General features: G+C 72.2%; 23 protein-coding genes, 1 tRNA gene and 1 pseudogene. 12 read left to right on the plus strand and 13 right to left on the minus strand.

The annotated features are described in order from the left end of the window. The first annotated feature begins 19 nt into the window (after positions 1-19). The 3 genes from IEY20_RS08555 to msrA all read left to right on the plus strand — a co-directional run bounded on the left by IEY20_RS08555 (position 20) and on the right by msrA (position 2,070). A complete protein-coding gene (locus tag IEY20_RS08555; RefSeq protein ID WP_229727954.1) occupies positions 20-712 on the plus strand; it encodes a TetR/AcrR family transcriptional regulator in 693 nt (230 codons plus the stop codon). 142 nt (positions 713-854) lie between these two features. Then, entirely contained in the window at positions 855-1,466 is a 612-nt protein-coding gene (locus IEY20_RS08560; RefSeq protein ID WP_229727955.1) for a biotin transporter BioY, read from the plus strand. A gap of 82 nt (positions 1,467-1,548) precedes the next feature. Beyond that, complete coding sequence (msrA, locus tag IEY20_RS08565; protein WP_175327930.1) at positions 1,549-2,070, plus strand: peptide-methionine (S)-S-oxide reductase MsrA; 522 nt, start codon at positions 1,549-1,551, stop codon at positions 2,068-2,070. A gap of 154 nt (positions 2,071-2,224) precedes the next feature. Here the strand turns inward: msrA and IEY20_RS08570 are convergent, their stop codons facing one another. The 6 genes from IEY20_RS08570 to IEY20_RS08595 form a co-directional block, all read right to left on the minus strand. Then, positions 2,225-3,766, minus strand: coding sequence for a PucR family transcriptional regulator (locus tag IEY20_RS08570; RefSeq protein WP_175327931.1), 1,542 nt, complete (start codon positions 3,764-3,766; stop codon positions 2,225-2,227). Further along, complete coding sequence (locus IEY20_RS08575) at positions 3,763-4,842, minus strand: DUF917 domain-containing protein (RefSeq protein ID WP_175327932.1); 1,080 nt, start codon at positions 4,840-4,842, stop codon at positions 3,763-3,765. The genes IEY20_RS08570 and IEY20_RS08575 overlap by 4 nt, the downstream gene beginning before the upstream one ends. Positions 4,843-4,870: 28 nt before the next feature. After that, a complete protein-coding gene (locus IEY20_RS08580) occupies positions 4,871-5,986 on the minus strand; it encodes an S-methyl thiohydantoin desulfurase family protein (RefSeq protein ID WP_175327933.1) in 1,116 nt (371 codons plus the stop codon). Beyond that, positions 5,983-7,119 carry an S-methyl thiohydantoin desulfurase family protein gene (locus tag IEY20_RS08585; RefSeq protein WP_175327934.1) on the minus strand — a complete coding sequence of 379 codons (1,137 nt, stop codon included), beginning with the start codon at positions 7,117-7,119 and terminating at the stop codon, positions 5,983-5,985. The genes IEY20_RS08580 and IEY20_RS08585 overlap by 4 nt, the downstream gene beginning before the upstream one ends. Continuing rightward, positions 7,116-8,672 (minus strand): hydantoinase/oxoprolinase N-terminal domain-containing protein, encoded by a 1,557-nt coding sequence (locus IEY20_RS08590; protein WP_175327935.1) that lies wholly within the window; start codon positions 8,670-8,672, stop codon positions 7,116-7,118. Before IEY20_RS08590 ends, IEY20_RS08585 begins: the two co-directional genes overlap by 4 nt. A 184-nt stretch (positions 8,673-8,856) precedes the next feature. After that, complete coding sequence (locus IEY20_RS08595; RefSeq protein ID WP_175327936.1) at positions 8,857-10,233, minus strand: purine-cytosine permease family protein; 1,377 nt, start codon at positions 10,231-10,233, stop codon at positions 8,857-8,859. 265 nt (positions 10,234-10,498) lie between these two features. Between IEY20_RS08595 and IEY20_RS08600 the strand changes: the two genes are divergently transcribed. Continuing rightward, positions 10,499-11,353 carry a DedA family protein gene (locus IEY20_RS08600; protein WP_229727956.1) on the plus strand — a complete coding sequence of 285 codons (855 nt, stop codon included), beginning with the start codon at positions 10,499-10,501 and terminating at the stop codon, positions 11,351-11,353. Between the two features lie 57 nt (positions 11,354-11,410). Here the strand turns inward: IEY20_RS08600 and IEY20_RS08605 are convergent. The 3 genes and pseudogenes from IEY20_RS08605 to IEY20_RS08615 all read right to left on the minus strand — a co-directional run. Then, positions 11,411-11,980: pseudogene (locus IEY20_RS08605) on the minus strand (ABC transporter ATP-binding protein); the annotation flags it as partial. Between the two features lie 29 nt (positions 11,981-12,009). Beyond that, complete coding sequence (locus IEY20_RS08610; RefSeq protein WP_175327937.1) at positions 12,010-12,621, minus strand: DUF3887 domain-containing protein; 612 nt, start codon at positions 12,619-12,621, stop codon at positions 12,010-12,012. Positions 12,622-12,954: 333 nt separating this feature from the next. After that, a tRNA-Ser gene (locus tag IEY20_RS08615) sits at positions 12,955-13,044 on the minus strand. A gap of 144 nt (positions 13,045-13,188) precedes the next feature. Between IEY20_RS08615 and IEY20_RS08620 the strand changes: the two genes are divergently transcribed. Then, on the plus strand, positions 13,189-14,154 hold the full coding sequence (locus IEY20_RS08620) for an SGNH/GDSL hydrolase family protein (protein ID WP_175327938.1): 966 nt from the start codon (positions 13,189-13,191) through the stop codon (positions 14,152-14,154). A gap of 10 nt (positions 14,155-14,164) precedes the next feature. After that, positions 14,165-15,526 (plus strand): DNA repair protein RadA, encoded by a 1,362-nt coding sequence (gene radA, locus IEY20_RS08625; protein ID WP_175327939.1) that lies wholly within the window; start codon positions 14,165-14,167, stop codon positions 15,524-15,526. A 334-nt stretch (positions 15,527-15,860) separates the two neighbouring features. Here radA and IEY20_RS08630 read toward each other — a convergent pair whose 3' ends face one another. Continuing rightward, complete coding sequence (locus IEY20_RS08630) at positions 15,861-16,244, minus strand: SseB family protein (RefSeq protein WP_022904519.1); 384 nt, start codon at positions 16,242-16,244, stop codon at positions 15,861-15,863. 277 nt (positions 16,245-16,521) lie between these two features. On the opposite strand from IEY20_RS08630, the gene cspE reads away from it, so the two are divergent. Beyond that, complete coding sequence (gene cspE, locus IEY20_RS08635) at positions 16,522-16,728, plus strand: transcription antiterminator/RNA stability regulator CspE (RefSeq protein WP_022904520.1); 207 nt, start codon at positions 16,522-16,524, stop codon at positions 16,726-16,728. A 216-nt stretch (positions 16,729-16,944) separates the two neighbouring features. Here cspE and IEY20_RS08640 read toward each other — a convergent pair whose 3' ends face one another. After that, the gene (locus tag IEY20_RS08640; RefSeq protein WP_188889051.1) at positions 16,945-17,610 is read right to left on the minus strand and encodes a hypothetical protein; all 666 of its coding nucleotides are present in this window, start codon (positions 17,608-17,610) and stop codon (positions 16,945-16,947) included. Positions 17,611-17,661: 51 nt separating this feature from the next. Next, a complete protein-coding gene (locus tag IEY20_RS08645; RefSeq protein WP_175327941.1) occupies positions 17,662-18,204 on the minus strand; it encodes an amino-acid N-acetyltransferase in 543 nt (180 codons plus the stop codon). Between the two features lie 144 nt (positions 18,205-18,348). Between IEY20_RS08645 and IEY20_RS08650 the strand changes: the two genes are divergently transcribed. The 5 genes from IEY20_RS08650 (at position 18,349) to IEY20_RS08670 (ending at position 21,915) form a co-directional block, all read left to right on the plus strand. Next, positions 18,349-18,801, plus strand: a complete 453-nt coding sequence (locus tag IEY20_RS08650; RefSeq protein ID WP_175327942.1) for an SRPBCC family protein — start codon at positions 18,349-18,351, stop codon at positions 18,799-18,801. A gap of 225 nt (positions 18,802-19,026) precedes the next feature. Continuing rightward, complete coding sequence (locus IEY20_RS08655; RefSeq protein WP_175327943.1) at positions 19,027-19,500, plus strand: hypothetical protein; 474 nt, start codon at positions 19,027-19,029, stop codon at positions 19,498-19,500. After that, a complete protein-coding gene (locus IEY20_RS08660) occupies positions 19,497-19,955 on the plus strand; it encodes a hypothetical protein (protein WP_175327944.1) in 459 nt (152 codons plus the stop codon). Before IEY20_RS08655 ends, IEY20_RS08660 begins: the two co-directional genes overlap by 4 nt. Then, positions 19,952-20,893 (plus strand): hypothetical protein, encoded by a 942-nt coding sequence (locus IEY20_RS08665; RefSeq protein WP_175327945.1) that lies wholly within the window; start codon positions 19,952-19,954, stop codon positions 20,891-20,893. Before IEY20_RS08660 ends, IEY20_RS08665 begins: the two co-directional genes overlap by 4 nt. Then, positions 20,890-21,915 carry a DUF8805 domain-containing protein gene (locus IEY20_RS08670; protein WP_175327946.1) on the plus strand — a complete coding sequence of 342 codons (1,026 nt, stop codon included), beginning with the start codon at positions 20,890-20,892 and terminating at the stop codon, positions 21,913-21,915. Before IEY20_RS08665 ends, IEY20_RS08670 begins: the two co-directional genes overlap by 4 nt. 326 nt (positions 21,916-22,241) lie before the next feature. Here the strand turns inward: IEY20_RS08670 and IEY20_RS08675 are convergent, their stop codons facing one another. Then, a complete protein-coding gene (locus IEY20_RS08675) occupies positions 22,242-24,740 on the minus strand; it encodes an ATP-dependent Clp protease ATP-binding subunit (protein ID WP_188889053.1) in 2,499 nt (832 codons plus the stop codon). Between the last annotated feature and the right edge of the window lie 34 nt (positions 24,741-24,774).

The raw sequence follows: 24,774 nt of genomic DNA on the forward strand, positions 1-24,774 counted from the left end.
GGCCTGCGAGGATGGGACCGTGCCCGCCGACGACCGCCCCGCCCGCCCGGGCCGACCGCGAGCCGTCCCGGACGCCTCCTCGGCACTGAGCCCCCGCGACCAGGTCCTCGACGCCGCCGCCGCGCTGTTCGTCGAGCACGGGTTCGGGGCGACCTCGACACGGGCGATCGCGGACCGCGTCGGGATCCGGCAGGCGTCGCTGTACTACCACTTCGCCGGCAAGGACGACGTGCTCGTCGAGCTGCTCGAGACGTCGGTCCGCCCGAGCCTCGTGGTCGCCCGCGAGCTCGACGAACGGGTCCCCCGGTCGGTCCCGGCGGCCGTGGCCCTCGCCGCGCTCGTCGCGTTCGACGTCGGCACCCTGGCGCGCACCCCGCACAACGTCGGCACGCTCTACCTGCTGCCCGAGGCCCAGGGCGAGCGGTTCGCCGGCTTCCGTGCCGACCGACAGGCGCTGCAGGACGTGTACGGCCGCCTCGGCACGCTCGCGGCGAGCCCGGACGTGGCCCGGACCGTCGCAGCGGCCCAGCTCGGCGGGATCCTCATCCAGCTCGTCGAGACCGTCATCCAGCTGCGCCGGGTCGGCGAGGTGGGCGACCACGACCGCACCGCCATCACGAGCAGCTGCCTGCGGGTGTGCGGCCTCGACCCCGCCGCGGTGGACGCCGCGCAGCGGGACGCGGCGTCGCTCCTCGCGACGGTCGCCGTCTGACGTCGACCACCCCGACCGAGCCCCCCCGCCGGAGGCCCGCGCCGCACGCCCGCGCCACATGCCCGCGCCCTGCGCGGGTGCCCCGCCACATGCCCGCGCCCTGCGCGGGTGCCCCGAACGCCCCGACCACGTGGAGGACCCCGTGACCACCGCCATGAGCCCGATCGCCCGACCCCGTCCCCTCGCCGACGCCCTGCTCCCGAGGACCGCCACCGTGAGCACCGCGCTCGTCGTCGGCGGAGCGCTCCTCACCGCCGGGGCCGCCCAGGTGTCCGTCCCGCTCTGGCCCGTGCCGATCACCGGCCAGACCCTCGCCGTCCTGCTCGTCGGCAGCGCCCTCGGGGCCCGGCGTGGCGCGCTGTCGATGGTCCTCTACGTCCTGCTCGGGCTCGTCGGACTGCCGGTGTTCGCCGACGGCGCGTCCGGCGCGGGCGTACTGCTCGGTCCGAGCGGCGGGTACCTGCTCGGGTTCGTCGCCGCGGCCGCGCTCGTCGGTCGGGTCGCCGAGCGGTTCGGCGACCGCCGGTTCACTGCCGCGCTGCTGTCGTTCCTCCTCGGCACGGTCGCCACCTTCGCCGTCGGGATGGTCTGGCTCGCCGTGGCGCTCGGCCTCGACCTGCGGCACACCCTCGAGTACGGCCTGTACCCCTTCGTGCTCGGCGGGCTCGCGAAAGCCCTGGTCGGCGCGGGGGTGACGTCCCTCGGCTGGACGGCAGCCCTCCGTCCGCGCCGGGCCCCGGGCACGATGGACTGACCGCGGGAACAGTCGGCAGCCGTCGCCGGTTGCACCGGGTGATGCCGCAGCCAGCGGCAACGACGAAGCCCAGGAGGCCAGCATGACCACCACCGAGACCGCCATCCTCGCCGGCGGGTGCTTCTGGGGAGCGCAGCAGCTCCTCCGTCGCCGCCCGGGCGTGATCAGCACGCGCGTCGGCTACTCCGGGGGCGACACCCCGAACGCCACGTACCGCAACCACGGTGACCACGCCGAGGCCGTGGAGATCGTCTTCGACCCGTCGCAGATCTCGTACCGCGACCTGCTCGAGTTCTTCTTCCAGATCCACGACCCGTCGACGAAGGACCGCCAGGGGAACGACGTCGGGCGCAGCTACCGGTCCGCGGTGTTCTTCACCGATGACGAGCAGCGCCAGGTCGCGCTCGACACGATCGCCGACGTGGACGCGTCCGGGATCTGGCCGGGCAAGGTCGTCACCGAGGTCGAGCCGGCCGGTGACTTCTGGGAGGCCGAGGAGGAGCACCAGGACTACCTCGAGAAGCACCCGCACGGGTACACGTGCCACTTCGTGCGCCCGGGCTGGAAGCTCCCGCACCGTGACGAGGCGACCGCCTCGGCGTGAGTGCGCACGCCTGACGGCGTGACCGTGTGACGCAACCGGAGGCCCGTGGCGAACCCGCCACGGGCCTCCGGTCCGTTCCCGGCGCGGTCCGGAAGCAGGCCGGCGGTCCGGCGGTCCGGCGGTCCGGCGGTCCGGCGGTCCGGCGCCGGTCCGCTCACGCACCGCCGAGCGCCCGCGTCGCCAGGTGCAGCGCCAGGCGGGTCTCCGGGTCGGACAGGTCGACCCGGACCCGTCGCTCCACCCGGTCGATGCGGTCGGCCACGGTGTTGCGGTGCACCCCGAGCACCGCAGCGGTCTCGGCGATCGACGACTCGGCGTCGAGGTAGGCCGCGAGGGTCTCCCGGAGCGCCCCACCGCCGCGTTCGAGCGGCGCGAGGAGCTGCTCCGCCGCCGGGAGGAACGTGTCGGTCTGCGTCCACGCGAGCAGCAACTGGGCGAGCCCGAGCCGGTCGACGTGCACGAACCAGCCGGACTCGGGTCGGGCCGCGGCGAGACGGACCGCGTCGCCGGCCTCGCCGAGCGTCCGAAGGAGTCCCGCGGGGCCGGCGTGCACGCTCCCGACGCCCACGTTCGTGTCGACCGCCTGCCGCAGGGTGTTCTGGGCCGCGCGGGCACCGGCGGCGAGCGCGGCGACGGCGGCCTGGTCGAGCTCGTCCTCGGCGGAGGTCCACAGCGCCCACCCGTCGGCCTGTTCGACGACCGTGACGGCGAGGTCGTGCGCTGCGAAGGCCGACTCCACCGCCCCGCGCAGGGCGACCGCGTCCACCGCCTCCCCGGAGCCGCGCGCCGCCACGAGCCGGATGCCCACGTGCCACGCGTCGAGCCGCCACCCGGCTGCGATGGTGCGCTGCACGAGCGCGGGGGCCGGTGCGCCGTCCGCTGCCCGGAGGTCGTCGAGCATCGCCATCCGGTACCGCGCGTCGCGCTCGTCGTCGAGTCGCGTGAGGACGAGGCGGTGTCCGGTGGCGACCGCTGCCACGCGGAGCGCGGTCGCGACGGTCGCCCGTTCGGCCCGGAGCGGCGCGGTGAGCCCGACCGCGAGCCACGCCCGCGCGCCGATGCCGGTCGGCACCGGGACCGCGACGACCGTCTCCCCCGTGTCGTCCGACGCCCACACCGGTTCGCTCGTGCCGGACGTGCGCGCCAGGAGCGCGGCGGTCGACGGCGCGACCGGAGCACCGCGGAGCGCCCGTCCGGAGGCGTCGAGGAAGCGCAGGGCGTGCCCGAGGCCGGACTCGAGCCGGGTGAACAGGTCCTCGAGCTCGGGTCCGGCGTCGAGCCCGACGCGCGCCGCGGTGAGGGCGGCGCGGGCCGCGGGGGCGTCGCCGGTCCCGATGAGTTCGTGCAGTCGGACGGACGCCGCCCAGGGGTCCGCGGTGCCCACCACGGTGACACCGAGCCGGTCCGCGAGCGCGGCCGTCCCGGCACCGACCGGCGGTGCGTCGTCAGTGGGGGCGACGACGAGCAGGGCCACGCCCGACGTCGACGCACGCCGGAGGAGCACGTCGAACCGGGCGTCGAACCGCTCGAGCGGCGAGAGCAGCACGACCGCGTCGTCGGCGTCGGTGATGGTCCGACCGACCTCGGCCGGGGTCCCGGCGACCCCGCGGACGACGGACACCCGCCCGGTGACGGGTCCGGCGAGCACGACCGCCTGCGCACCGAGCAGCGGGAGGAACTCGGCGACGGGGATCACGCGACGACCTCCGGGACGGGGTCGGCGTCGATGCCGAACGCGCGGGGTGCCACGCGGGCCGTGCGTCGCGGCTCGGCCCACCACCACGGCGCCCCTGGGAGCACGAGCACGGCGAGCTCGTCGCCGATCCGTGCGCGATCGGTCGAGACGGGCCGCAGGGACCGGGCGTCGACGACGACGATGCAGCTCGGTGTGCTCGCGACCGGCTCGCCGTCGACGAGGCAGTGGACCCACTCGCTGCCGGCCTCGATCCGCGCGACGGCTCCGGTGCGGGCGTCGCGGAGCGCCATCGACCCGTGCACGAACGCCACGGCGTCGCCGCCGCGCTGGACGTCGAGCACCCGGCCCTCGGCGAGGAGCCGCCCGCCGATCCGCCGCACGAGGTCGTCGACCCCGGTCGACGACGCGGCCGCGCGACCGACGCGGAGTGCCCGGCCGATGCTGCCGGTGACGGCCCGGTCGGCGAGCACGTCGCGGTCGACCGGGCCGATCGCGAAGGCGGCCCACCCGCCGCTGTGCGAGACGGCCTCGCGCCAGACGGTCTCGAGGTCGCGCGGGTCCGGCGCGTCGACGACGATCCGGAGCCCGCTCGAGGTCACCGCTGCGGCCGTGACGGCGGGCAGCGGGTCGACGAACAGGGACAGCTGGTCGATGCGCGGCGTGGCCCGACCGACGAGGTCGGCGTCGACGAGGGGCAGCCCGGCGGCGTGGGCCGTGAGGGCGGCGGCGGGCCCGGTGACCCCGCCGATCTGGGCCGCCACGACCGCGTCGGCGCGTCGACCGGTCCACCGTTCGACGGCGGCGAGGGCGTCGGGCAGTTCACGACCGCTCGGCGTCTTCTCCTCGAGCACGGTCGTCGACCCGACGAGCCCGACGGCCACGACGGACCGTGTCGCCGGTCCGAGGGCGATGACCGGGACCTGTCCGTCGCCGATCGCCCGTCGGAGCACGTGCACCATGTGGTCGACCTGGCCGCCACCACCGCACCCGAGCAGGGCGGTGCCGCGGCCGAACTCCTCGACGTCGCCGGCCTGGAGGCCCGTCACGCCGCCGTCACGCTGCTCACCCTGGTGCACACCAGCGATCCTCGCGCATCGGCGCGCCTCAGCGCGCCCCCGCCGGCACCCGGTCGTGCAGGTCCTCGACCGGCACGAACGCGTCATCGAGGCCGAAGCAGGACGGGCCGAAGACGGCGAGGGCCTCCGGCGTGCGCATGAGGTCGGGCGTGGAGACCCCGATCACGCGGACACGCTGCCCGTAGCGCAGGCGCTCCGTGGTGATCGGCTCCGCCGTCTCCGCGTCGAGCACGCAGACCAGGTCCGGCACCACCGCGACCAGGCGGCCGTCCCGACGCGCCACGAGGTTCTCGTTCTGGAACGCGATCTCGAGCGCCGAACCGTCGGCGCCCTGCACGACGGCACGACCCTTCGCGAACCCGTCGACCGTGCGCCGCTCGACGTCGACGACCTTGCCGTCGAACAGCTCCCGCAGGTGCGTGTAGATGGTCTGGCTGAACGCCTCCGCGAGCGCGGCGACCGGGTCGCGGTGCTCCTCGCGGGCCTGCCGGACGGCACGGCCGACCGACAGCGCGAGCGAGAGGGTCCGCGGCACGGCGGTGTCCTTCACCTGCCGACCGGTCATCGCGTACTCGGCGATGTAGGCGACACCGCCGAGCCGGATCGTGACACCGCGTGCGAGCCACTCCATCTGCCGGTTGTCGTGGCCGGTGTCGATGACGACGCCGTGCCCGTTCTCGTCGCTGATCGCGAGCGGGGAGCCGGGCACCCCGTACACCGAGAACGTCTCCATCTGGAGCTCCGGGAACGCCCGGCCCATGCCGTCCGCGTCGACGACGGGCAGCCCGCCGGTGGCGCCGACGAGCAGCGGGATCATCGAGTTGATGCCTCCGCACTCGATCGGCATGGTCGCCGTCGCGGTCCGGCCCAGGTGCTGTTCGAGCCGCCGGAGCGCGCCGAGGGGTTCCGGCCCGGCGGGGATCCGCTCGAGCACGACCGTCGGTGCCCCCATCTGGGCGGTCGGGATGACGAGCGCGTCGTCGTCGAGCTCGGACGGGTCGAGGATCGTGACCGGCCCGTGCTCCTCGATCGCCGCCTTCACGAGCAGCATCCCGATGGTCGGGTCGCCGCCGCCACCGGTGCCGAGCAGCGCGGCGCCGCGGGCGAGGTCGGGCAGGTCGTCCACGTCGATGGTCCAGCTCATCGGGTCGCTCCTTCGCTGACGGTGCCGTCGTGGCGCACCGCCGGTGTGTCGTAGCCGAAGTAGGTCGGGCCGGCCAGGCCGAGGCCGCCGGCGGAGTGCCACCGCTCGTCGGCCGGCGCGGTGACGACGCGGATGCGTGCGCCGAACCGGAGTCCTTCGGTGGTGATCGGCTCGCCGGTCTCGGCGTCCAGCGTGACGATGAGGTCCGGGGTCGTGGTGCGCACCGAGCCGGCCACCTCGACCAGCAGGTGCTCGTTCTGGAACCGGAGCCGTGCCTCCAGGCCGGTGTCGGGTCCCGACCCCACGATCCGGGCGGTCCCGCGCGCGAAGCCGGTCACGGTCTTCCGTTCGACGTCGGCGACCTTGCCCTCGAAGACGACGGTGCCGCCGAGGACCGCCGCGACGGCGGCGACCGGGTCCTCGTTGGCGGCGCGGGCGTCGGCCAGGGCCTCGCCCAGCTCGACGCAGCGCGAGAGGCTGCCGCGCACGTACGACTCCTTGACCTGCGCGCCGGACATCGCGTACTGCGCGGTGATCGCCGAGCAGCCCATCTCGACGGTCGCGGTCCGGGCGAGCCGCTCGGCCCAGCGGTTGTCGACGGTGTCGAAGACGGCGGTGTTGCCCTTCTCGTCGGCGAGCGCCATCGGCGTCGCGCTGATCCCGGACAGGGTCGGCAGGACCATCTGGACCTCGGGGAAGGCGCGGCCCATCGCGTCGGCGTCGATGACGGGCAGTCCGAGCTCGGCCGCGGCCACGATCGGGCTGGTGGAGTTGACGCCACCGACCTCGATGCAGGCGATGTGCGTCGGGGTGACCCCGAGGTGCGTCGCGAGGCTCCGGATCGCCTCGGCGAACTGGCCGGCGGAGGGGAGTTTCTCGACCATCACCGTTGGGGCGCCGATCATCGCGACGTTGAGCACGACCGCGTCGTCGGGCAGGTCCTCGACCGCGACGACCGGGACGGGCCCGTGCTCGCGGACAGCGGCCTCGGCGAGCAGGCGGCCGATGTAGGGGTCGCCGCCACCACCCGTGCCGAGGATCGCGGCACCGCGCGCCAGGGCCGAGCAGTCCGGGCCGATCTCCGTGAGGCGGCGGCGTGTTCCCACGACCGGAGCGGCCTCGGTCGTGCTCATCGGACCAGAGCCCCGAGCGCGAGGTCGCCCACGGCCTTCGCGCGGATGCGGGTCGCGTTGCCGGGCAGGTACGGGATCGGGACCTCGTCGAAGTCGACGATCGCGACGCTCGACGGGTCCGCCCCGGCGGCGACCGCACGGTCGACGGCCTCCTGCCGGGCCTCGTCGACGACGCTCGCCCGCTTGCCGTCGCTGATGGCGTAGACCTTGTCGACCTCGCCGGAGACCTGCGCGATCGCGGCGCCGATGGCGTTCGCGACGGAGTAGTGCTCGGGGCGGTGGACCGTGCCGAGCCCGGGCAGTTCGTCGGGCAGCAGCACCGACCCGCCGCCGACCGCGACGACCGGCAGCGGGGCCGACGACGTCCGCATCCGCTCCACGACGTCCGCGACGCGGTCCGCGATCACCGCGAGGGCACGCTCGGCGACCTCCGCGGGGACGCCCCGGACCCGGGAGGCGTCGCCGATCACCCCGCGCCCGCCGCGCACGGCGACGTCGGTGGCGGTGAGGGTGTCGCCGCCGAAGACCAGCCCCTCCTGGGTGAGGCGGTACCCGACGGAGTCCGGTCCCACGAGTGCGCCGTCCTCGCGGATGCGGGAACCGCCGCCGATGCCGATCGACAGCACGTCGGGCATGCGGAAGTTCGTGCGGATGCCGGCGACGGCCACCTCGCCGGTCGCCTCCCGCGGGAAGCCGCCGGTCAGGACGCCGACGTCGCTCGTGGTGCCGCCGACGTCGACGACCGCGCAGGTGTCGAACCCGGACAGCACGGCCGCGCCGCGCATCGAGTTGGTCGGGCCGGAGGCGAAGGTGGCGACCGGGTAGCGGCGGGCGTACTCGACGTCCATCAGCGTGCCGTCGTTCTGGCTGAGGAAGAGCGGGGCCTCGATGCCGCTCGACGACACCGACGCGGACAGGCCGTCGACGATGCCGTCCGCGAGCTCCCGGAGCGCAGCGTTGATGATCGTCGCGTTCTCCCGCTCGAGGAGTCCGATGCGGCCGATCTCGCTCGACAGGGAGAACGCCACGTCCGGACCGAGCTCGGCGGCGAGGATCTCCTGGGCGCGCTGCTCGAACTCGTCGTTGATCGGCGAGAACACCGACGAGATCGCCACGGAGCGGATGCCCGCCGCGGCGATGGCCGCGGCGTGGCGCTTCAGCTCGTCGGGGTCCAGCTCGGAGATCACGCGGCCGTCGAACTCGTGTCCGCCGTGTGCGAGGAACGCGCGGGCCTGCACGGCTCCGACGAGGTGTGCTGGCCAGTCCGTGAACGGCGGCAGCGAGGCCGTGGCGGGCAGGCCGAGCCGCACGGCCGCGGTCGGTGCGAGGCCGCGCGCCTCGATGAGGGCGTTGATGAAGTGCGTGGTGCCGATCATGACCCCGTCGACGTCGGCCGACCCGAAGTCGCGCTGCTCGCGGAGGCCGGCGAGCGCCGCGACGATGCCGGAGGTGACGTCCTGGCTCGTGGACCGTTTCACGGCGGCGGCGACCGTGCTGCCGTCCATGAGGACGGCGTCGGTGTTGGTGCCGCCGACGTCGATGCCGATGCGCATGGGGGTTCCTTCCGGTGGTGCGGGGATGCTCGGGGCGGAGCGGGGGTGTCCGGGGCGGGGCGGTGGTGTCCGGGGTGCCGGTCCCTGCCGGGGGGACCGGCCGCCCCGCCACCGGATCAGGTGGCGGCGGGACGACCGGCCGGGGGTGGCGGCCGGGAGGGGGACCCGTCCGCCGGTCTGGCGGCTACTGCGCGGCGCGCGCGGTGGCGGGGGCGGGGGCGGCTGCCGGGGCGGTGTCGGCGGGCTGCTCCGTGCGGCTGACGCCGAGTCCGCGGACCCAGCCGGCCTTGCCGGCGACCACGTACAGCACGAAGGCGATCACGACCGAGTTGATCGACGGGATGCCGACGGTGACGAAGTACCCGACGACCGCGGCGATCGCCCAGATGACGAGGGTCGCGGGGACCCAGGTCGGGCTCGTGGCCGGGAGCGACTCGCTCTCGCTCAGCTCGCGGCGCCAGCGCTTCACGACGAAGTACTCGGCGATCATGATGCCGGCGATCGGCGGGAACACGACGCCGAGCACGATGAGGAACGGCGTGAACGCGTCGAGGAACCCGACCGCGGCGAGCACCGACCCGACGACACCGAGCACGAGCGTGACGACGCCCCGGTTCACCTTGCGGCCGAACACGACGTCGATGAAGTTCGTGACGCCGAGGCTCGAGCTGTAGATGTTCCAGTCGTTGATCTTGAACGTGCCGAGCAGGATCACGAGGATGCCGACCCAACCGACGCTCGACGTGATGACCCGGGTGATGTCCGAGGACCCGACCGCGTGTGCCAGCAGGACGCCGGCCAGGCCGATGGCGTACTCGCCGAGCGTGACGCCGAGCGCGGTCTGCTTGACGACGTCGCCGACCGAGCGGTTGAAGCGGGTCATGTCGGGCGTGATGACCGCGCCGACGATGAAGCCGCCGGCGACGAGCGTGGTGCCCGCGACGAAGCTCAGCTGGGGACCGGCCGGGGCCTTGGCGACGAGCTCGGCGATCGAGTGCTGGCTCAGCTCGACGACGACGGCCCAGCCGACCAGCACGAGGAAGAGCGGCACCGTGACGTTCGCCAGCCACTGCATCGAGTGGAACCCGCGCAGCACGATCGCGGTCACGACCAGGCCGAACACGAGCGACCACGCCCATGCCGGGAGGATCGGCAGGATCGACACGAGCCCGGCCGCGGACACCCCGGACTGGATGCCGAACCACCCGATCAGGCTGAGGCCGATCGCGAGCCCGACGAGCGCCGACCCGGCCTTGCCGAACCCGGTCCAGCGCGCGATGACCGAGGTGTTGAGGCCCTCCCGCATGCCGATGACGCCGACGAAGACGGACACGACCTCGAGGATCACCGCGCCGAGCGTGATCGCCCAGAAGGCCTGCCAGAAGCCCATGCCGAAGCCGAGCGTGGCGCCGAGCAGGAACTGGGAGAGCGCGGAGATCTGGCCGAAGCGCTGGACGGCGACCTGGAACCAGCCGTAGCGGGCCGAGCGGGGGACACGGGACAGGGAGTAGTCGTCGACGACGACGGACGGGGCTGGTGGTGCTGACGCTGCACTGGCCATCGGGATGCTCCTGGGGGATGGGGAGCCGGTCGGGGCGACCGGATTGGGGCAACGGTAGTGAGCGGTACGGATCCACAGAACGGGCAGAGTGTCGTGAAGGGCATGTGAACTCGTGCACTCTGCACAGGCGGGGGGCATCGGCCGTGGCAGCCCGGATGTCATACCCGGGTAGGGGCCAGTCGACCCCCCGGTCGGATGGCAGCGGCGCCCGGGGTCCGTAGCGTCGTCCTCGTCGACGAGCGCCGTCGGCGGAGGGAGACGCACCGTGTTCGACCAGATCACCCCGTTCGTCGTCGACATGGCGGCGAGTCCGCTCGTCTACGTCGTGCTCTTCGCGCTCTGCCTGCTCGACGGCTTCTTCCCGCCCGTGCCGAGCGAGACGGCCCTCGTCGCGATCGCAGCGGTCGCGGCCACGTCCGGCCAGCCCGCGCTCCTCGGCGTGCTCGCCGCTGCGGCCGCCGGAGCGGTCGCCGGAGCGGTCGCCGGCGACTCGGTCGCGTACTGGTTCGGGCGACGCCTCGGGACGACGCGGCTCGCGTCGACACGGCAGCCGAGGATCGCCGCGGCCTTCGCGTTCGCCGAGCGTCAGGTGCAGCGGCGTCCCGCGAGCCTCATCCTCATCGGTCGGTACATCCCGGTCGGCCGCGTCGCGGTGAACACCACCGCGGGGGCGACGGGGCTCCCCTACCGCCGGTTCCTCGGCATCAGCGCCGTCGCCGGGAGCGCCTGGGCGGCCACCTCCGTGGGCATCGCCCTCGCCGCCTCGTCCGTGCTGCACGAACCCGTCGTGTCGGCCCTCGTGTCGATGGTCGTCGCCGTCGTGCTCGGGATCGCGGTCGACCGGGTGATCGGTAGCATCGGCCGCAGACGCGAGGCCGCGGCGGCGAGGCGCGCGGCCAGTGTCGACGACACCGGCCACGCGACGAGCGGCGACGGCACTGGCGGAACGAGCGCCGTCGACGGCACCGGCCGAGCCCGCACGGGCCACGGCACCGGCCGGACCGACGGCGACGTCGCCGCCGGCGGTGGGCGCGGGGCGACCGCTCCGCGACCCGCGCTCGCCCGTCCCACCCGCTCCACCCGCACCGCCACCCCGACCGGAGGGACCGCCCGCCCGTGACCGCCGACCACGACCAGCGCGCACCCGGTCGGCGAGGTGCTCGGTCAGGGCCGAGCTGTGCGTCGCGACGACGATCGCAGCGCCACCTGACCGCCGGCGGGTGAGCACGTCGCCGACCACCTCGACGCGCTCGTCGTCGAGCCGCTGCTCCGGTTCGTCGAGGATGAGGACGTCGAACGGTCGCGCGAGCACGAGCGCGAGCGCGAAGAGCTGCTGCTGTCCCGACGAGAGCTCGTACGGGAACCGACGGAGGAGCCCGTTCAACCCCAGTTCCGCCAGCACACCGAGCGCAGTCTCCTCAGCGACGTCCTGCTCGCGGAACCACGTCGCAGAGACGAGACGCACGTGGTCCTCGACGGTGAGGTCCGGCGCGGTCGGTGGCAGCCCGAGGAGCGCCGCGACGCGTCGTCGGAAGGTCCGGTCCCGCCGATCGACCGGTTCTCCCCCGATCGTCACCGATCCTCCCGTCGGCATGCGCACTCCAGCGAGCACCTTGAGCAGCGTGGACTTGCCGGCCCCGTTGTGCCCTCTGACCACGAGCGCTTCCCCCGCACCGACGGACACAGTGGTCAGCGGCAGCAGGACCATGTCGTCGACAGCGACCACCACCCTGTCGACGTCGATCATCGGCTCCGCCCGACTGCGCTGCTGATCGGTCACGACGGTGATCCCGCCAGGATGAACAGTCCCGAGATGCGACCGTCGTCCCAGAAGCTGATCCGGGCGGTGCACTCGTCCCGCTCGAACCGGAGCGGCGTGGTCGTGATCGTGAAGCCGGAAGCGCGTGACACCCGGGTTTCACCACCGTGATCGAACGCACCGACAGCGTCCACCACCTGTGACCATGCTGCAGCGAGGCCGTCCACCGAGAGGCGGGCACGCATCGCGTCGTCGAACCGATCGACGACGGCTTGCCACGAACCTCGGGCCAGTTCGTTGACGACCGCCGTCGCACGCTCGACCGCAGCCCCTTCGGCAGCAGCCAGCGGCTCCGCTTCGTGCCCCGACACCGGCTCGGGTCGACCGAACCGCTGGAATGCCGCTTGTCGGCTGACTCCCAAGACCTCGCCGATCTGCTGCCAGGTGACCCCGGACCGCCGCGCGGCCAGGACAGCTGCGGACAGCATCGCCGTGGTCTGGTCGCCGAGCGCCCGCACCGCGGCGATCCGGTCGAGCGGCTGATCGGCTTCTTGCAGCACAGGAGACGCGATGATCCCGCCGACGTCCCGGTACAGCCTCGTAGCGAGTTCGTAGAGATCGTCAGACACCTGTGAAGGCTACCTTGACAGTTCAAGGATTCGTCAAGGAGCCTGGACGACCGCCCGGGGCGACAGCCGAAGGTGCAACGACGAACCCCGTCGATCGTGGAACCCGCCATCCCGGAAGCTCGTGCCCTTGGAACCATCAGAGGTACCACCCGTACCGGCGTCGGATTCCGCTCGGGTCTGATGGAGGCCCGCAAGCCAGTCCCCGTACGAGCTTCGGGAGCGAGCGCGCCGGCTCGCGGTCGGGACCCGCCGCTACCCGAACACGAGTGCTGGCAACGGGACAGCCCCGAAGCTGCAGAAGAGCCCCCGGCTTGGGCCGGGGGCTCTTCGCGTTGGCGGTACCGGTGGGATTTGAACCCACGGTGGAGTTGCCCCCACACATGTTTTCGAGACATGATCCTTCGGCCGCTCGGACACGGTACCGGGAAAGAGTTTACACGATCCGGGAGGCCCGCCGCACCACCGGCAGGTCCGCCCGTCCTCCACAGGTGGCTGATCGGGTGGACTCATCCACTGTTCAGCCATCGCACCGAGAACGGTCGAACGGGCCCGCGTACCGTCCACGGCATGAAATCACGCACCATCGTCGCCCTGCTCTCGTCGATCCTCGGCGGACTGACGGTCGTCGGTGCCGGGCTGTTCGGCGCCCGGGCCGGGATCCGCGGGCAACGGGCCGCCTCGCAGCGGGTGGTCGACATGCTGCCCGTGAACGCCCAGTGGTGGCGCGAGCACCTGCAGCACGACGGACAGCTGACCTACCTCGCGATCGGCGACTCCGCGGCACAGGGGGTCGGAGCGACGGTCCCGAACCGCGGGTACGTCGGGCTCCTGGCCCGACGCATCCGGCACCGGTCGCGGATGACGGTCCGCGTGGTGAACCTCAGCGTGTCCGGGGCCACGACCTGGGCGGCGAAGAAGGATCAGCTCCCGAAGCTGCGCGGGTACTCCCCCGACATCTGCACCGTGTCGATCGGGGCGAACGACATCGCCGAGTTCGACGCGGACAAGTTCGAGCGGAACATCCGTGAGATCTACGGCGCGGTGCCGTCGCACGCGATCGTGGCCGAGCTGCCGTGCATGTTCGTGCCGGACCGGGAGCGCAAGGTCGCGGTCGCCAACGAGATCGTGCACCGGGTGGCTACCGAGTTCGGGTTGACCGTCGCACCGCTGCACGTCATCACCAAGCGCGTGGGCATCCGACGGACGTTCTTCAACAGCTACGGCGACCTCTTCCACCCGAACGACCGGGGCTACGAGATCTGGGCGAGCGCGTTCGAACCGGCGGTGGACGCCCGGGTGGACACGGTCGCCGCGATCCGGCAGTACCTCTCCGCGCGCGAGGCGGAAGAGCTCGGCACCGGGGCTGGAGCGGTCGCGGCCGCTCGCGCCGAGCAGGACACCGACGACGCCAGCGAGCTGGACCACGCCGACCGCCCGGGTCGCGTGGACCGCCTCCGACGCCGCATGACCGGCTCCGTCCCACTCCCGGATCATGCCGAGCGCCACGCCGGCGATGTCGGCGGCTCGGCCTAGCCTGACCTCCATGGCGCGCCCCCAGTCCCTCTACCGCTGCACCGAGTGCGGCTGGACCAGCATCAAGTGGGTCGGCCGCTGCGGCGAGTGCCAGTCGTGGGGCACGGTCGAGGACACCGCGGCCGCGTCGGCGAGCTCCCGCGGCACCGCGGCAGTCGCGGTCGCCGGTGCGCGGATCGCACGCCCGATCACGGAGGCCCGTGGCACGTCCGTCCAGCGCTGGCAGACCGGCATCGGCGAGGTCGACCGTGTCCTCGGGGGTGGGGTCGTGCCGGGCGCGGCCGTCCTGCTCTCCGGCGAGCCGGGCGTCGGCAAGTCCACACTGCTGCTCGAGGTCGCTTCCCGGGCTGCGGCGACCGGCAAGCGGGTCCTCTACGTCAGTGCCGAGGAGTCCGTCGACCAGGTGCGGCTGCGGGCCGAGCGGACGGGTGCCATGCACGACGACCTCTACCTCGCGAGCGAGGTCGACCTCGGCGTGATCCTCGGGCAGATCGACCAGGTGCAGCCCGACCTCCTGATCGCGGACTCCGTGCAGACGATCTCGTCGGGCGCGATCGACGGCATCGCGGGCGGGACGTCGCAGGTGCGTGAGGTCGCGTCGACGCTGATCCGGGTGGCGAAGGAGCGAGCGCTCCCGGTGCTCATCGTCGGCCACGTCACGAAGGACGGCACGATCGCCGGGCCTCGGCTCCTCGAGCACCTCGTCGACGTCGTCTGCCACTTCGAGGGCGACCGGCAGACGGCGCTCCGCTTCGTCCGGGCGCTCAAGAACCGCTTCGGGCCGACGGACGAGGTCGGCTGCTTCGACATGGGCGGCGACGGCATCCACGAGGTCCCGGACCCGAGCGGCCTCTTCATGTCCCGGAACGGCGCGCCGGTGTCCGGGACGTGCGTGACGGTGGCGCTCGAAGGCCGGCGTGCACTACCGGTCGAGGTGCAGGCGCTCGTCGTCCCGAGTTCGGCGCCGCAGCCACGCCGGGTCGTGAACGGGGTCGATGCCTCCCGTGTGGCGATGCTGCTCGCGGTCCTCGAACGCCGCGCTGGGCTGAAGCTGTCCGACGCGGACGTCTACGTCTCCACGGTCGGCGGGATGAAGTTGACCGAGCCGGGCGCCGACCTCGCGATCGCGCTGGCCCTCGCGAGCGCCGCACGGGACCGCCCGTACCCGCACACGCTGGCGGCGATCGGCGAGATCAGCCTCGCGGGCGAGATCCGTCCGGCGACAGGAGCGAAGCAGCGGGCGGGCGAGGCCTCGCGTCTCGGCTTCACGACCGTGCTCGGCTCCGGCGCAGAGCACCTCCGTGAAGCGCTCCGGGTGGCGTTCTCGATGACGAAGTCGGCGCGCGAGCGCGAACTCGATCGCGCGTTCTGACGCTGTCAGGCGACCGCCCCACGTCGCGACCGCACCGTGATGCGCAACGCGCAACGCGCAACGCGCGACGCGACAGCACCGCACCGCACCGCACCGCACCGCACCGCACCGCACCACGTCGCGCCACCCCGCCGCCGCTTCACTCGACGGCACTGCACCGTGACACGGCCGGGCCACGCTCCGACGCACCGCGACCGCGCCGCAACGCTGTCCCGCGACCCCACCGCGTCGCGTGACGCGAGCACACCCCGCCGGGCGGGACCGGACAGCGAATGCCATCGCGGAGGCGAGCGGCATGGCTGAGGCGAACCGCGCCTCCAGGCCGGGTGATCCGCTACGCGCGCAGCGCGGCGAGCAGGTCCTCCGGCGTCGACTGCATGGTGTTGGGCCCGGCGATGTCGAAGAACACGCCTTCGAGCGAGTCGAGGTGCTCGGCGATGAACGCCTCCAGGCGCGCGCCGTCGTAGACCATCACCTGCCGGATCTTCTCGTTCGGCACCATCGCCGTGTACGCGTCGGCGGACGAGAAGAGCAGCAGGATGCGCTTGTCGGACCCCTCGCGCCCGAACACCCGCACCTGCATGTCCTTCTTGCCGGTCACGAGCCGGGGGACGATCACGATGTCGTTCCGGAGCGCGAACGCCACCGCTGCGACGTCCTGCTTCGCGAGGGCTTCCTCGAGCTGTTCGCTCCGGAAGCGCTGTTCCTTGTCTGCCATCACCCCTAGTCCACCAGATTCATGGGTCCGATTGCGACCTCTGCTCTTCCGTTGTGGCCAGAGCACGGTAGGTTGGTACCAACCGCTTCGGCGGGAGTCCATCGTTCTTCCGGTGCGCAGCGCACCTCGAGCGCCATCGGTCACTGACCTTCCCAGGTCGCCTGGCCCCGAACCCGTTCCGCCGGCCCATGCCCGCGGGACGCATCGATCCGACGACGACCGTCGGCGGATCAGCGGCAGAAATTGTCGCCCCGCAAGAAAGTAAGGAAACGCCATCATGGCAACTGGGACCGTCAAGTGGTTCAACAACGAAAAGGGCTTCGGCTTCATCGCGCCGGACGACGGCAGCGCTGACGTCTTCGCCCACTTCTCCGCGATCGCTGGCAACGGCTACAAGTCGCTCGAAGAGAACCAGAAGGTGGAGTTCGAGATCACCGAGGGCCGCAAGGGCCCGCAGGCCGAGAACATCTCGGTCATCGGCTGATCACCGAAACACCCTGAACGGGCTCGTCGTCTCCGTACGGCGGGCCCGTTCTGCATGTGGGCAGCGTGCAGCGACCGGCTGCAAGCACGCCACGGCCCCCGCACCGGCCCCCGCACCGGCACCGGCACCGGCACCGGCACCGGCACGGAGACGAGACCACGCGCACCAGCACGGGCACCCGAGCACCCGATGCACCCGATGCACCCGATGCAGTCGCTACTGCAGGATGAACTGCACCGACTTCGCGGACTCGATGTTCCCCACCGCGACCTGCAGGTGGTAGCTCGCTCCCCCGCCGGTGACCGACGGCCGGGACGAGTCGCACGTGGCGGTCGACGAACGGGTGCGGTCCCAGGCGATCGACGGCGTGGTGAGCTTCTGCCCGGCCTTGATCGTCACGTCCTGGTTCGTGCCGTTCGTCTGGCAGTCCTTCGACGTCCAGTACTGCTCCTCGCCGGAGCTGATCGTGAGCACCTGCTGCGAGGACCCGAGGTCCATGTGGCACGAGTTCGACCCGGTGTTCGTGATCGACATCGCGATCTTCGGGTCCTCGGTGGGACCGTACGAGGTCTTGTCGACGACGGGCTCGAGGTCGATCTGGTCTTTCGTGCACGTCGCGCCGTCCGCAGCAGCGGACGCGGACGGCGACGGGGAGCGCGACGGACGGGCGGATGACGAGGACGACGCGGCCGTGGCGCGGTCCGAGGTCCGTGCGGCCGGAGCCGTCGACTGCGCGGCCACGGGGGTGGCACCGTTCCCCCGACCGACGACGATCAGCACGACGACGACCACGACCACGATCACCGCGCCGAGCGCGATGGCTCGACGGCGCCAGTAGACGCTGGGACGTTCGGGTCCGACGGGGTGACGGAACGACGACATGCGCACAGGGTAGGGCGGGCCGCCCCGTGCGCCGGGATGCCGCGCGACGCGTCAGAGGATCTTCAGCATGCGGGTGTTGCCGAGTGTGTTCGGCTTCACCCGGGCGAGGTCGAGGAACTCCGCGACCCCCTCGTCCGACGATCGGACGAGCTCGGCGTAGACGTCCGGGGAGACCACGCTCTCGCCGATCTCGAGGTACCCGTGCTTGGCGAAGAAGTCGACCTCGAACGTGAGGCAGAAGATGCGCGCGACCCCGAGCTCCCGGGCGTCGTGCTCGAGCGCTTCGAGCATCCGGTGCCCGACGCGCTTGTGGATCCAGTCGCCGTCGAGCGCGAGGGTGCGGACCTCGGCGATGTCGTCCCAGAACACGGCGAGCGCACCGCACCCGATGGGCACGCCGTCGGGGCCCTCGGCGATCCGGAACTGCTGGATCGAGCCGTACAGTGCGACGTTCTCCTTGCCGAGGAGGATGCGGCGGTCGACGTACGGGGCGATGAGGCGCTGGATGTGCGGGACGTCGGCGGCGACGGCCGGTCGCACGAGGATCCCGTGCTCGTCGCGTTCGTGGAAGGCGTGCCGGCCGTGTTCGCTCATCCACCTCACGATAGCGGCCCCGCCAGCGAGCGGCCCGACCACCGAACGGGCAGCGAGCCGGGGGACGCGGAACCCGGACGGACACCCAGTGGCTCCCGCCTACCGTCACGGGGGCAATCGGAACCGAACACGAGAAGGAGCACCATGCCCCAGATCATCGAGACCGTCGACGTGGACGTCCCCGTCCGCCAGGCCTACGACCAGTGGACCCGCTTCGAGGAGTTCCCGGAGTTTCTCGACGAGGTCGAGAAGATCGTCCAGGTCGACGACACCACCACGGGCTGGACCGTCGAGGTCGCCGGCCAGGAGCGCGACTTCCGCGCCGTCATCACCGAGCAGCACCCGGACGAGCGCGTCGCCTGGACCGTCGAGGACGGCGACACCGACCACGCCGGCGCGGTGACGTTCCACAAGCTCTCCGACACGACGACCCGGGTGACGGCGCAGATCGACTGGCAGCCGTCGGGCCTCCTCGAGAAGCTCGGCTCGGCGGTCGGCGTCGGTGGTCACGCGGTGAAGAAGGACCTGCAGAACTTCAAGGAGCGCGTCGAGTCGGCTCCGACGGAGCCCGGCTGGCGCGGCGACGTCCCGGCCTGATCCTGGAACGGAACCGGCGGGCGCGACGGGACCGGCGGGCCACGACGGGCTCAGCGGGTCGCGACGCGACCACGATCCGGACGGGAGGCACGGTGCCAGCTGGCACCGTGCCTCCCGTCCGTCCGCTGGTCGGCTCGGCATCCCCCCACGAAATGCCGACCTGACAGGACCGGCCGTCCGTGGCAGGGTAGAACGAGCGGTCGATCCTTCCGAGACCGTTTTACCATGTCTGAGACAGGCATGGGAGGGGACTTCGTGATCGAGTACACGGACGACGACGCTCACCGTCGCGAGCTGTCGCGGAAACTGCAGCTCCTCATGGACGTGGTGGAGGCGAACTCGGGGCAGCGGCCGTCGTACAAGGAGATCGCGGCGGAGATCGAGGCGCAGGGTGCGTCGATGAGCCGACCGCGCTGGGGCTACATGCTCGGCGGGAACGGGCCGGCCGTCCGTGATCGGCGACTGCTCGAGGCCCTCGCGGTGTTCTTCGGCGTGCCGGCGGCGTACCTCACCGACGCCGCGGGCAGCACCGACGTCCCGGCCCGGGTGCAGGCGCAGCTCGAACTCGTGCTCGAGCTGCGCAAGCGCGAGGTCGTGGCGTTCGCGACCCGACGGCTCGGCGAGTTCGCCTCCGCGGACGAGATCCGCGAGTTCACCGAGCACCTGCGGGCGGTCGACGGCCCGGGGGTCGCGTCGTGAGCACCGCGCGCGACCGGGCGGCGACCCTCCGGCTCCAGGCCGACGCCCGGCGGCGGGTGCAGCAGCTCGGACTGCCGCGGCGGCTGACCCTCCCGCAGCTCGTCGAGCGGGCGGAGGCGACCCTCGGCAAGCGGATCGAGGTCCGGACGGCCGACCTCCCGGGCGACCTCTCGGCGCGGCTCATCCAGCGCCGGGACCACGCGTTGCTCGAGACCCGGACGGGGCTGTCCGACCGGTCGCGCACGGCGTCGGTCCTGCATGAGCTCGCCCACGTCTTCCTCGCCGACCACGGCTGCGACCACGAGGCGTGGACGGGGCTCCTCTCCGGCCGGACGGCGTTCACCCGGTCCCTCGACACGCCGCACGAGCACACGGTCGAGCTCGTTGCAGACGAGTTGGCGCTGCACATCGGCCTCCTCGATCCCGACGAGCGTGCCCCCGGGATCTTCCGGTGACCCTGCACGTCTGGGGATCGCTGCCGGTGTGGGCCGTCCTCGTGGTGCTGCTCGCGCGGCTCTGGGTCGTCCGCACGCAGTCCGCGAGCGTGACGTGGCTGACGGTCTGCTGCGCCTTCGTCGCCGTCGGCCTCTCGATCAACCAGCCCGACGTGCTCGCGGTGCTGGCGCGGGTCACGGGTGTCCCGAACATCGCGGACGTCATCGGTCGCTGCCTGATGGTGTGCGGCATGTTCGCGCTCGCCCAGTCGGTCGAGGCCGCGGCCCGCTCGGCCCGGCTGCTGCGTCCGGTCCGGATCATCGGCTGCGTGGCGGTCCTCGTCACGCTCGTCGTGCTGTTCTCGCTGATCGACGCCCCACACCCGACGGCGCAGTTCATGGTCGTCTACGGCGACCAGGTCCCGACCGCGCTCTACTCGGCCGTCGAGATGACCTACATCGCGGTCGTCATCGCCCGGTCCGCGGTCGCCGTCCTCGCCGCGTTCCGCCGGGGCGAGGACATGGGTCGCATGTACTGGCTCTTCGTCGTCGGAGCGGCCGCGATGGTGCTGCTCGCGGTGATCGCGGTCGCGATGGACGCGATGCACGTCCTCGGACAGGACGACGTGGTCGGCGCGCTGTCCGTCGTGTACACCCCGGTGTTCCTCGGGTCGATGGTGCTGCTCGCACTCGGTTCGGCGGGCGGGGTGCTGCCCGACGCGGTCCGGGAGTTCCGCGACTGGCGCCGTGCCCGTCGGCGCTTCCGGGCACTCGAGCCGGAGCTGCACCGGCTGGAGTCCGCCTCGGGCAACCAGGGCCTGTACTTCACCATCGTGTGGCAGCGTCGTCAGTGGCGGAGCCGTCTGCACCGCCTGGCCGTCGAGATCGAGGACCGTGCCCGCGAGGCCGGCCTGAGCGTCCCGGCGGCCGCCGAACACGACACGTCAGGAGCGAGATGACCACCGGAGCACGCACCACCGCCGTCGGGACCGCCGTCGGCGCCGCGGGGACGTTCGGCCTCGGCGCGCTCGTCGCCCGGCGCCTGCTGTTCCCGTCCCCGTACACCGCGACGGCCACGGTCCGCTCGGCCGCCCCGACCGAGGTCGTGTTCGCCGCCACCCGCGACACCAGCCTCCCCGGGACGTACCGGATCACCCGCGGCAGCACGTCGGTCCGGGTCGGTGCGGTCCTCGGCGACGAGGACGGGTCGGCGCCGGATGCCGTCCGTCGGGCCCTGGTCGACGGTCCCGAGCCGGCCGCGGGCGACTGGGCGTGGGACGCCCTCATGCACGACATCGTCGCGGAGGTCCTCCCCGGTCCCGCCACGGGAGCGGACGAGGCGGTCGCGGACACGCACGTGGTCCACGTGCACGGGCAGTCCCTCGGCCCCCGGCAGGTCCTTCGCGGGGTCCCGGTGTGGTCGGGCCTCGGCGCGTCGTCCGAGATCGTGGACACGACCGACCTGCCGCTCCGCTCCCTCGACCCCGGAGCAGCCGACCGCATCGTCGCCCGGGTCCGCGCGGCGCGGGACCGCGGCGCCCGCCGGGTGGTGCTCCAGGGCTGGTCCGCGGGTGCGCTCGCGTGCTCGATCGCCGCAGCGCGGATCCCCGTCGACGGACTCGTCGGCGTCGCGCCGCTGCTCGACGTCCGGTCCGCCCTCCGGGGTGCCGTCGGGGCGTTCCGTCTCCCCCGCTTCGTCGGGAGCGTCGCCGCTCGCATCGCGACCACGCCGACCCTGTCGCGCCTCGCCGGCGCCGCGTCGCCCGTGCGGACGTCGACGTGGCAGCCGTCCGGGACCCCGACACTGCTGATCCGCTCGACGGCCGATGCGTTCGTCGCCGCGGCCGACGTCGCGGACGCGGTGGAACAGGGCTCGACCGTCGTGTCGTTCCGCACCGCGCCGCACACGCTCGAGTGGAACGAGGACCCGGAGCGCTTCGACGGGGCCGTGCGCGCCTTCGCCGAGTCCCTCCCGGCCTGAGGCCGCCCCGGAACGGAGAACGGCCCCGGTCCGAAGGACCGGGGCCGTCAGCGGTTCGACACGTTGGGGGGAACAGTCGAACCGCACACATCCGAGGAGCTGGGGGGAACGCCTCGGATGTGGAACCACCGTACCGCGCCGAGACGTCAGATGTGGGGACGAATCCGCAGGACGTGACGGGATACGGACTGGCCGTGACCGGCCGGACGGACGGGCGCGCCCCGCTCGACTGCAACGCGAAGCGTTGCGCGGGGCGCGCCGACCGAGCCTGCGAGGGAGGGCGGTGCCAGCTGGGCACCGCCCTCCCGTCAGCAGGTGGTCGCGTCCTAGGACTCGATCTCGCCGGCCGGCTCGGCAGCGCCGGTGAGGACCTCCTCGCGACCCGGCTGACGCCCGGTCTCGAACTGGAACGCACCGTCGTGGAAGTCGACCTTCACGTGGTCGCCTGCGTTGAGCTCACCCTGCAGGATGTGCTCGGACAGCTGGTCCTCGACCTCGTGCTGCATCGCGCGACGCAGGGGGCGAGCACCGAGAGCGGGGTCGAATCCGACCTTGATGAGCTGCTCCTTGGCGGCGAGCGTGAGCTCCACCGTCATGTCGCGGTCGAGCAGGCGGTCCGCCAGACGCTTCACGAACAGGTCCACGATCTGCAGGAGCTCGTCCTGCGAGAGCTGCGGGAACACGATCGTGTCGTCGACACGGTTGAGGAACTCCGGCTTGAAGTGCTTCTTGAGCTCCTCGTTCACCTTCGAGCGCATGCGGTCGTAGCCGACGCCCGAATCACCCTCGACCTGGAAGCCCACCGGGCCACCGGCGATGCCCTGCGAACCGAGGTTCGTGGTCATGATGATGACGGTGTTCTTGAAGTCGACGACGCGGCCCTGACCATCGGTCAGGCGACCCTCTTCGAGGACCTGCAGGAGCGAGTTGAAGATGTCCGGGTGGGCCTTCTCGATCTCGTCGAAGAGGACCACGGAGAACGGCTTGCGGCGCACCTTCTCGGTGAGCTGGCCGCCCTCCTCGAACCCGACGAACCCGGGAGGGGCACCGAAGAGTCGCGAGACCGTGTGCTTCTCACCGAACTCCGACATGTCGAGGGAGATCAGCGCGCCCTCGTCGTCGAAGAGGAACTCCGCGAGCGCCTTGGCGAGCTCGGTCTTCCCGACACCCGTGGGGCCGGCGAAGATGAACGAGCCCGAGGGACGGTTCGGGTCCTTGAGGCCGGCACGGGTGCGGCGGATCGTCTTCGAGAGGGCCGAGATGGCCTCCTCCTGTCCGATGACGCGCTCGTGCAGCGCCTTCTCCATGAAGACGAGACGCGAGGTCTCCTCCTCCGTGAGCTTGAACACCGGGATGCCCGTGGCCTGCGCCAGGACCTCGGCGATGATGCCCTCGTCGACGGTGCCGGACGCGGCGACGTCACCCGCACGCCACTGCTTCTCGAGGCGGAGACGCTCGCCGAGGAGCTTCTTCTCCTCGTCGCGCAGGCTCGCGGCCTTCTCGAAGTCCTGCTCCTCGATCGCGGCTTCCTTCGACCCGCGGACCGTCGAGATCTTCTCGTCGAACTCGCGGAGCTCCGGCGGCGCCGACAGGATCGACAGACGGAGGCGTGCGCCGGCCTCGTCGATCAGGTCGATGGCCTTGTCCGGCAGGAAGCGGTCCTGCACGTAGCGGTCCGCCAGGTTCGCCGCGGCGACGATCGCTCCGTCGGTGATGGACACCTTGTGGAACGCCTCGTACTTGTCGCGCAGCCCCTTGAGGATGTTGATCGCGTGCGGCAGCGACGGCTCGTTCACCTGCACCGGCTGGAAGCGACGCTCGAGTGCGGCGTCCTTCTCGAAGTGCTTGCGGTACTCGTCGAGCGTGGTGGCACCGATGGTCTGGAGCTCACCGCGGGCCAGGAGCGGCTTGAGGATCGAGGCCGCGTCGATCGCGCCCTCGGCAGCGCCGGCACCGACGAGCGTGTGGATCTCGTCGATGAAGACGATGATGTCGCCGCGGGTGCGGATCTCCTTCGTGACCTTCTTGAGGCGCTCCTCGAAGTCACCGCGGTAGCGGGACCCGGCGATGAGCGACCCGAGGTCGAGCGAGTAGAGCTGCTTGTCCTTCAGCGTCTCGGGCACGTCGCCCTTGACGATCGCCTGGGCGAGGCCCTCGACGACCGCGGTCTTGCCGACGCCGGGCTCACCGATGAGGACGGGGTTGTTCTTGGAGCGGCGGGAGAGGATCTGCATGACCCGCTCCATCTCCTTCTCGCGCCCGATGACGGGGTCGAGCTTGCCGTCACGCGCGGCCTGGGTGAGGTCCCGACCGAACTGGTCGAGGACCTGCGAACCCTGCTGCGCATTCTGCTGCTGCTCGCCACCGACGGCGACGGCTTCCTTGCCTTGGTAGCCGGACAGGAGCTGGATGACCTGCTGACGGACGCGGTTGAGGTCCGCGCCGAGCTTGACGAGCACCTGGGCGGCGACGCCCTCGCCCTCGCGGATGAGGCCGAGGAGGATGTGCTCGGTGCCGATGTAGTTGTGGCCGAGCTGCAGCGCCTCGCGCAGGGACAGCTCGAGCACCTTCTTGGCGCGCGGCGTGAACGGGATGTGCCCGGTCGGCTGCTGCTGCCCCTGCCCGATGATGTCCTGGACCTGCTCGCGGACGGCATCGAGCGAGATGCCGAGCGACTCCAGCGCCTTCGCGGCGAAGCCCTCGCCCTCGTGGATGAGGCCGAGGAGGATGTGCTCGGTGCCGATGTAGTTGTGGTTGAGCATCTTCGCTTCTTCTTGAGCGAGGACGACAACACGACGGGCTCGGTCGGTGAATCTCTCGAACATGTGCTCTCCCTTGCCGGACCGGTACTGGCCCGGT

This window comes from Curtobacterium luteum (assembly GCF_014646995.1).
Classification (GTDB): Bacteria; Actinomycetota; Actinomycetes; order Actinomycetales; family Microbacteriaceae; genus Curtobacterium; species Curtobacterium luteum.

Excerpts from the sequence above, each read along its gene's own strand:
- msrA (WP_175327930.1), top strand. The coding sequence starts at position 1,549 with ATGACCACCACCGAGACCGCCATCCTCGCCGGCGGGTGCTTCTGGGGA.
- IEY20_RS08580 (WP_175327933.1), bottom strand. The coding sequence starts at position 5,986 with ATGAGCTGGACCATCGACGTGGACGACCTGCCCGACCTCGCCCGCGGC.
- IEY20_RS08585 (WP_175327934.1), bottom strand. The coding sequence starts at position 7,119 with ATGAGCACGACCGAGGCCGCTCCGGTCGTGGGAACACGCCGCCGCCTC.
- IEY20_RS08590 (WP_175327935.1), bottom strand. The coding sequence starts at position 8,672 with ATGCGCATCGGCATCGACGTCGGCGGCACCAACACCGACGCCGTCCTC.
- IEY20_RS08595 (WP_175327936.1), bottom strand. The coding sequence starts at position 10,233 with ATGGCCAGTGCAGCGTCAGCACCACCAGCCCCGTCCGTCGTCGTCGAC.
- IEY20_RS08620 (WP_175327938.1), top strand. The coding sequence starts at position 13,189 with ATGAAATCACGCACCATCGTCGCCCTGCTCTCGTCGATCCTCGGCGGA.
- radA (WP_175327939.1), top strand. The coding sequence starts at position 14,165 with ATGGCGCGCCCCCAGTCCCTCTACCGCTGCACCGAGTGCGGCTGGACC.
- IEY20_RS08630 (WP_022904519.1), bottom strand. The coding sequence starts at position 16,244 with ATGGCAGACAAGGAACAGCGCTTCCGGAGCGAACAGCTCGAGGAAGCC.
- cspE (WP_022904520.1), top strand. The coding sequence starts at position 16,522 with ATGGCAACTGGGACCGTCAAGTGGTTCAACAACGAAAAGGGCTTCGGC.
- IEY20_RS08640 (WP_188889051.1), bottom strand. The coding sequence starts at position 17,610 with ATGTCGTCGTTCCGTCACCCCGTCGGACCCGAACGTCCCAGCGTCTAC.
- IEY20_RS08645 (WP_175327941.1), bottom strand. The coding sequence starts at position 18,204 with ATGAGCGAACACGGCCGGCACGCCTTCCACGAACGCGACGAGCACGGG.
- IEY20_RS08650 (WP_175327942.1), top strand. The coding sequence starts at position 18,349 with ATGCCCCAGATCATCGAGACCGTCGACGTGGACGTCCCCGTCCGCCAG.
- IEY20_RS08655 (WP_175327943.1), top strand. The coding sequence starts at position 19,027 with ATGTCTGAGACAGGCATGGGAGGGGACTTCGTGATCGAGTACACGGAC.
- IEY20_RS08670 (WP_175327946.1), top strand. The coding sequence starts at position 20,890 with ATGACCACCGGAGCACGCACCACCGCCGTCGGGACCGCCGTCGGCGCC.
- IEY20_RS08675 (WP_188889053.1), bottom strand. The coding sequence starts at position 24,740 with ATGTTCGAGAGATTCACCGACCGAGCCCGTCGTGTTGTCGTCCTCGCT.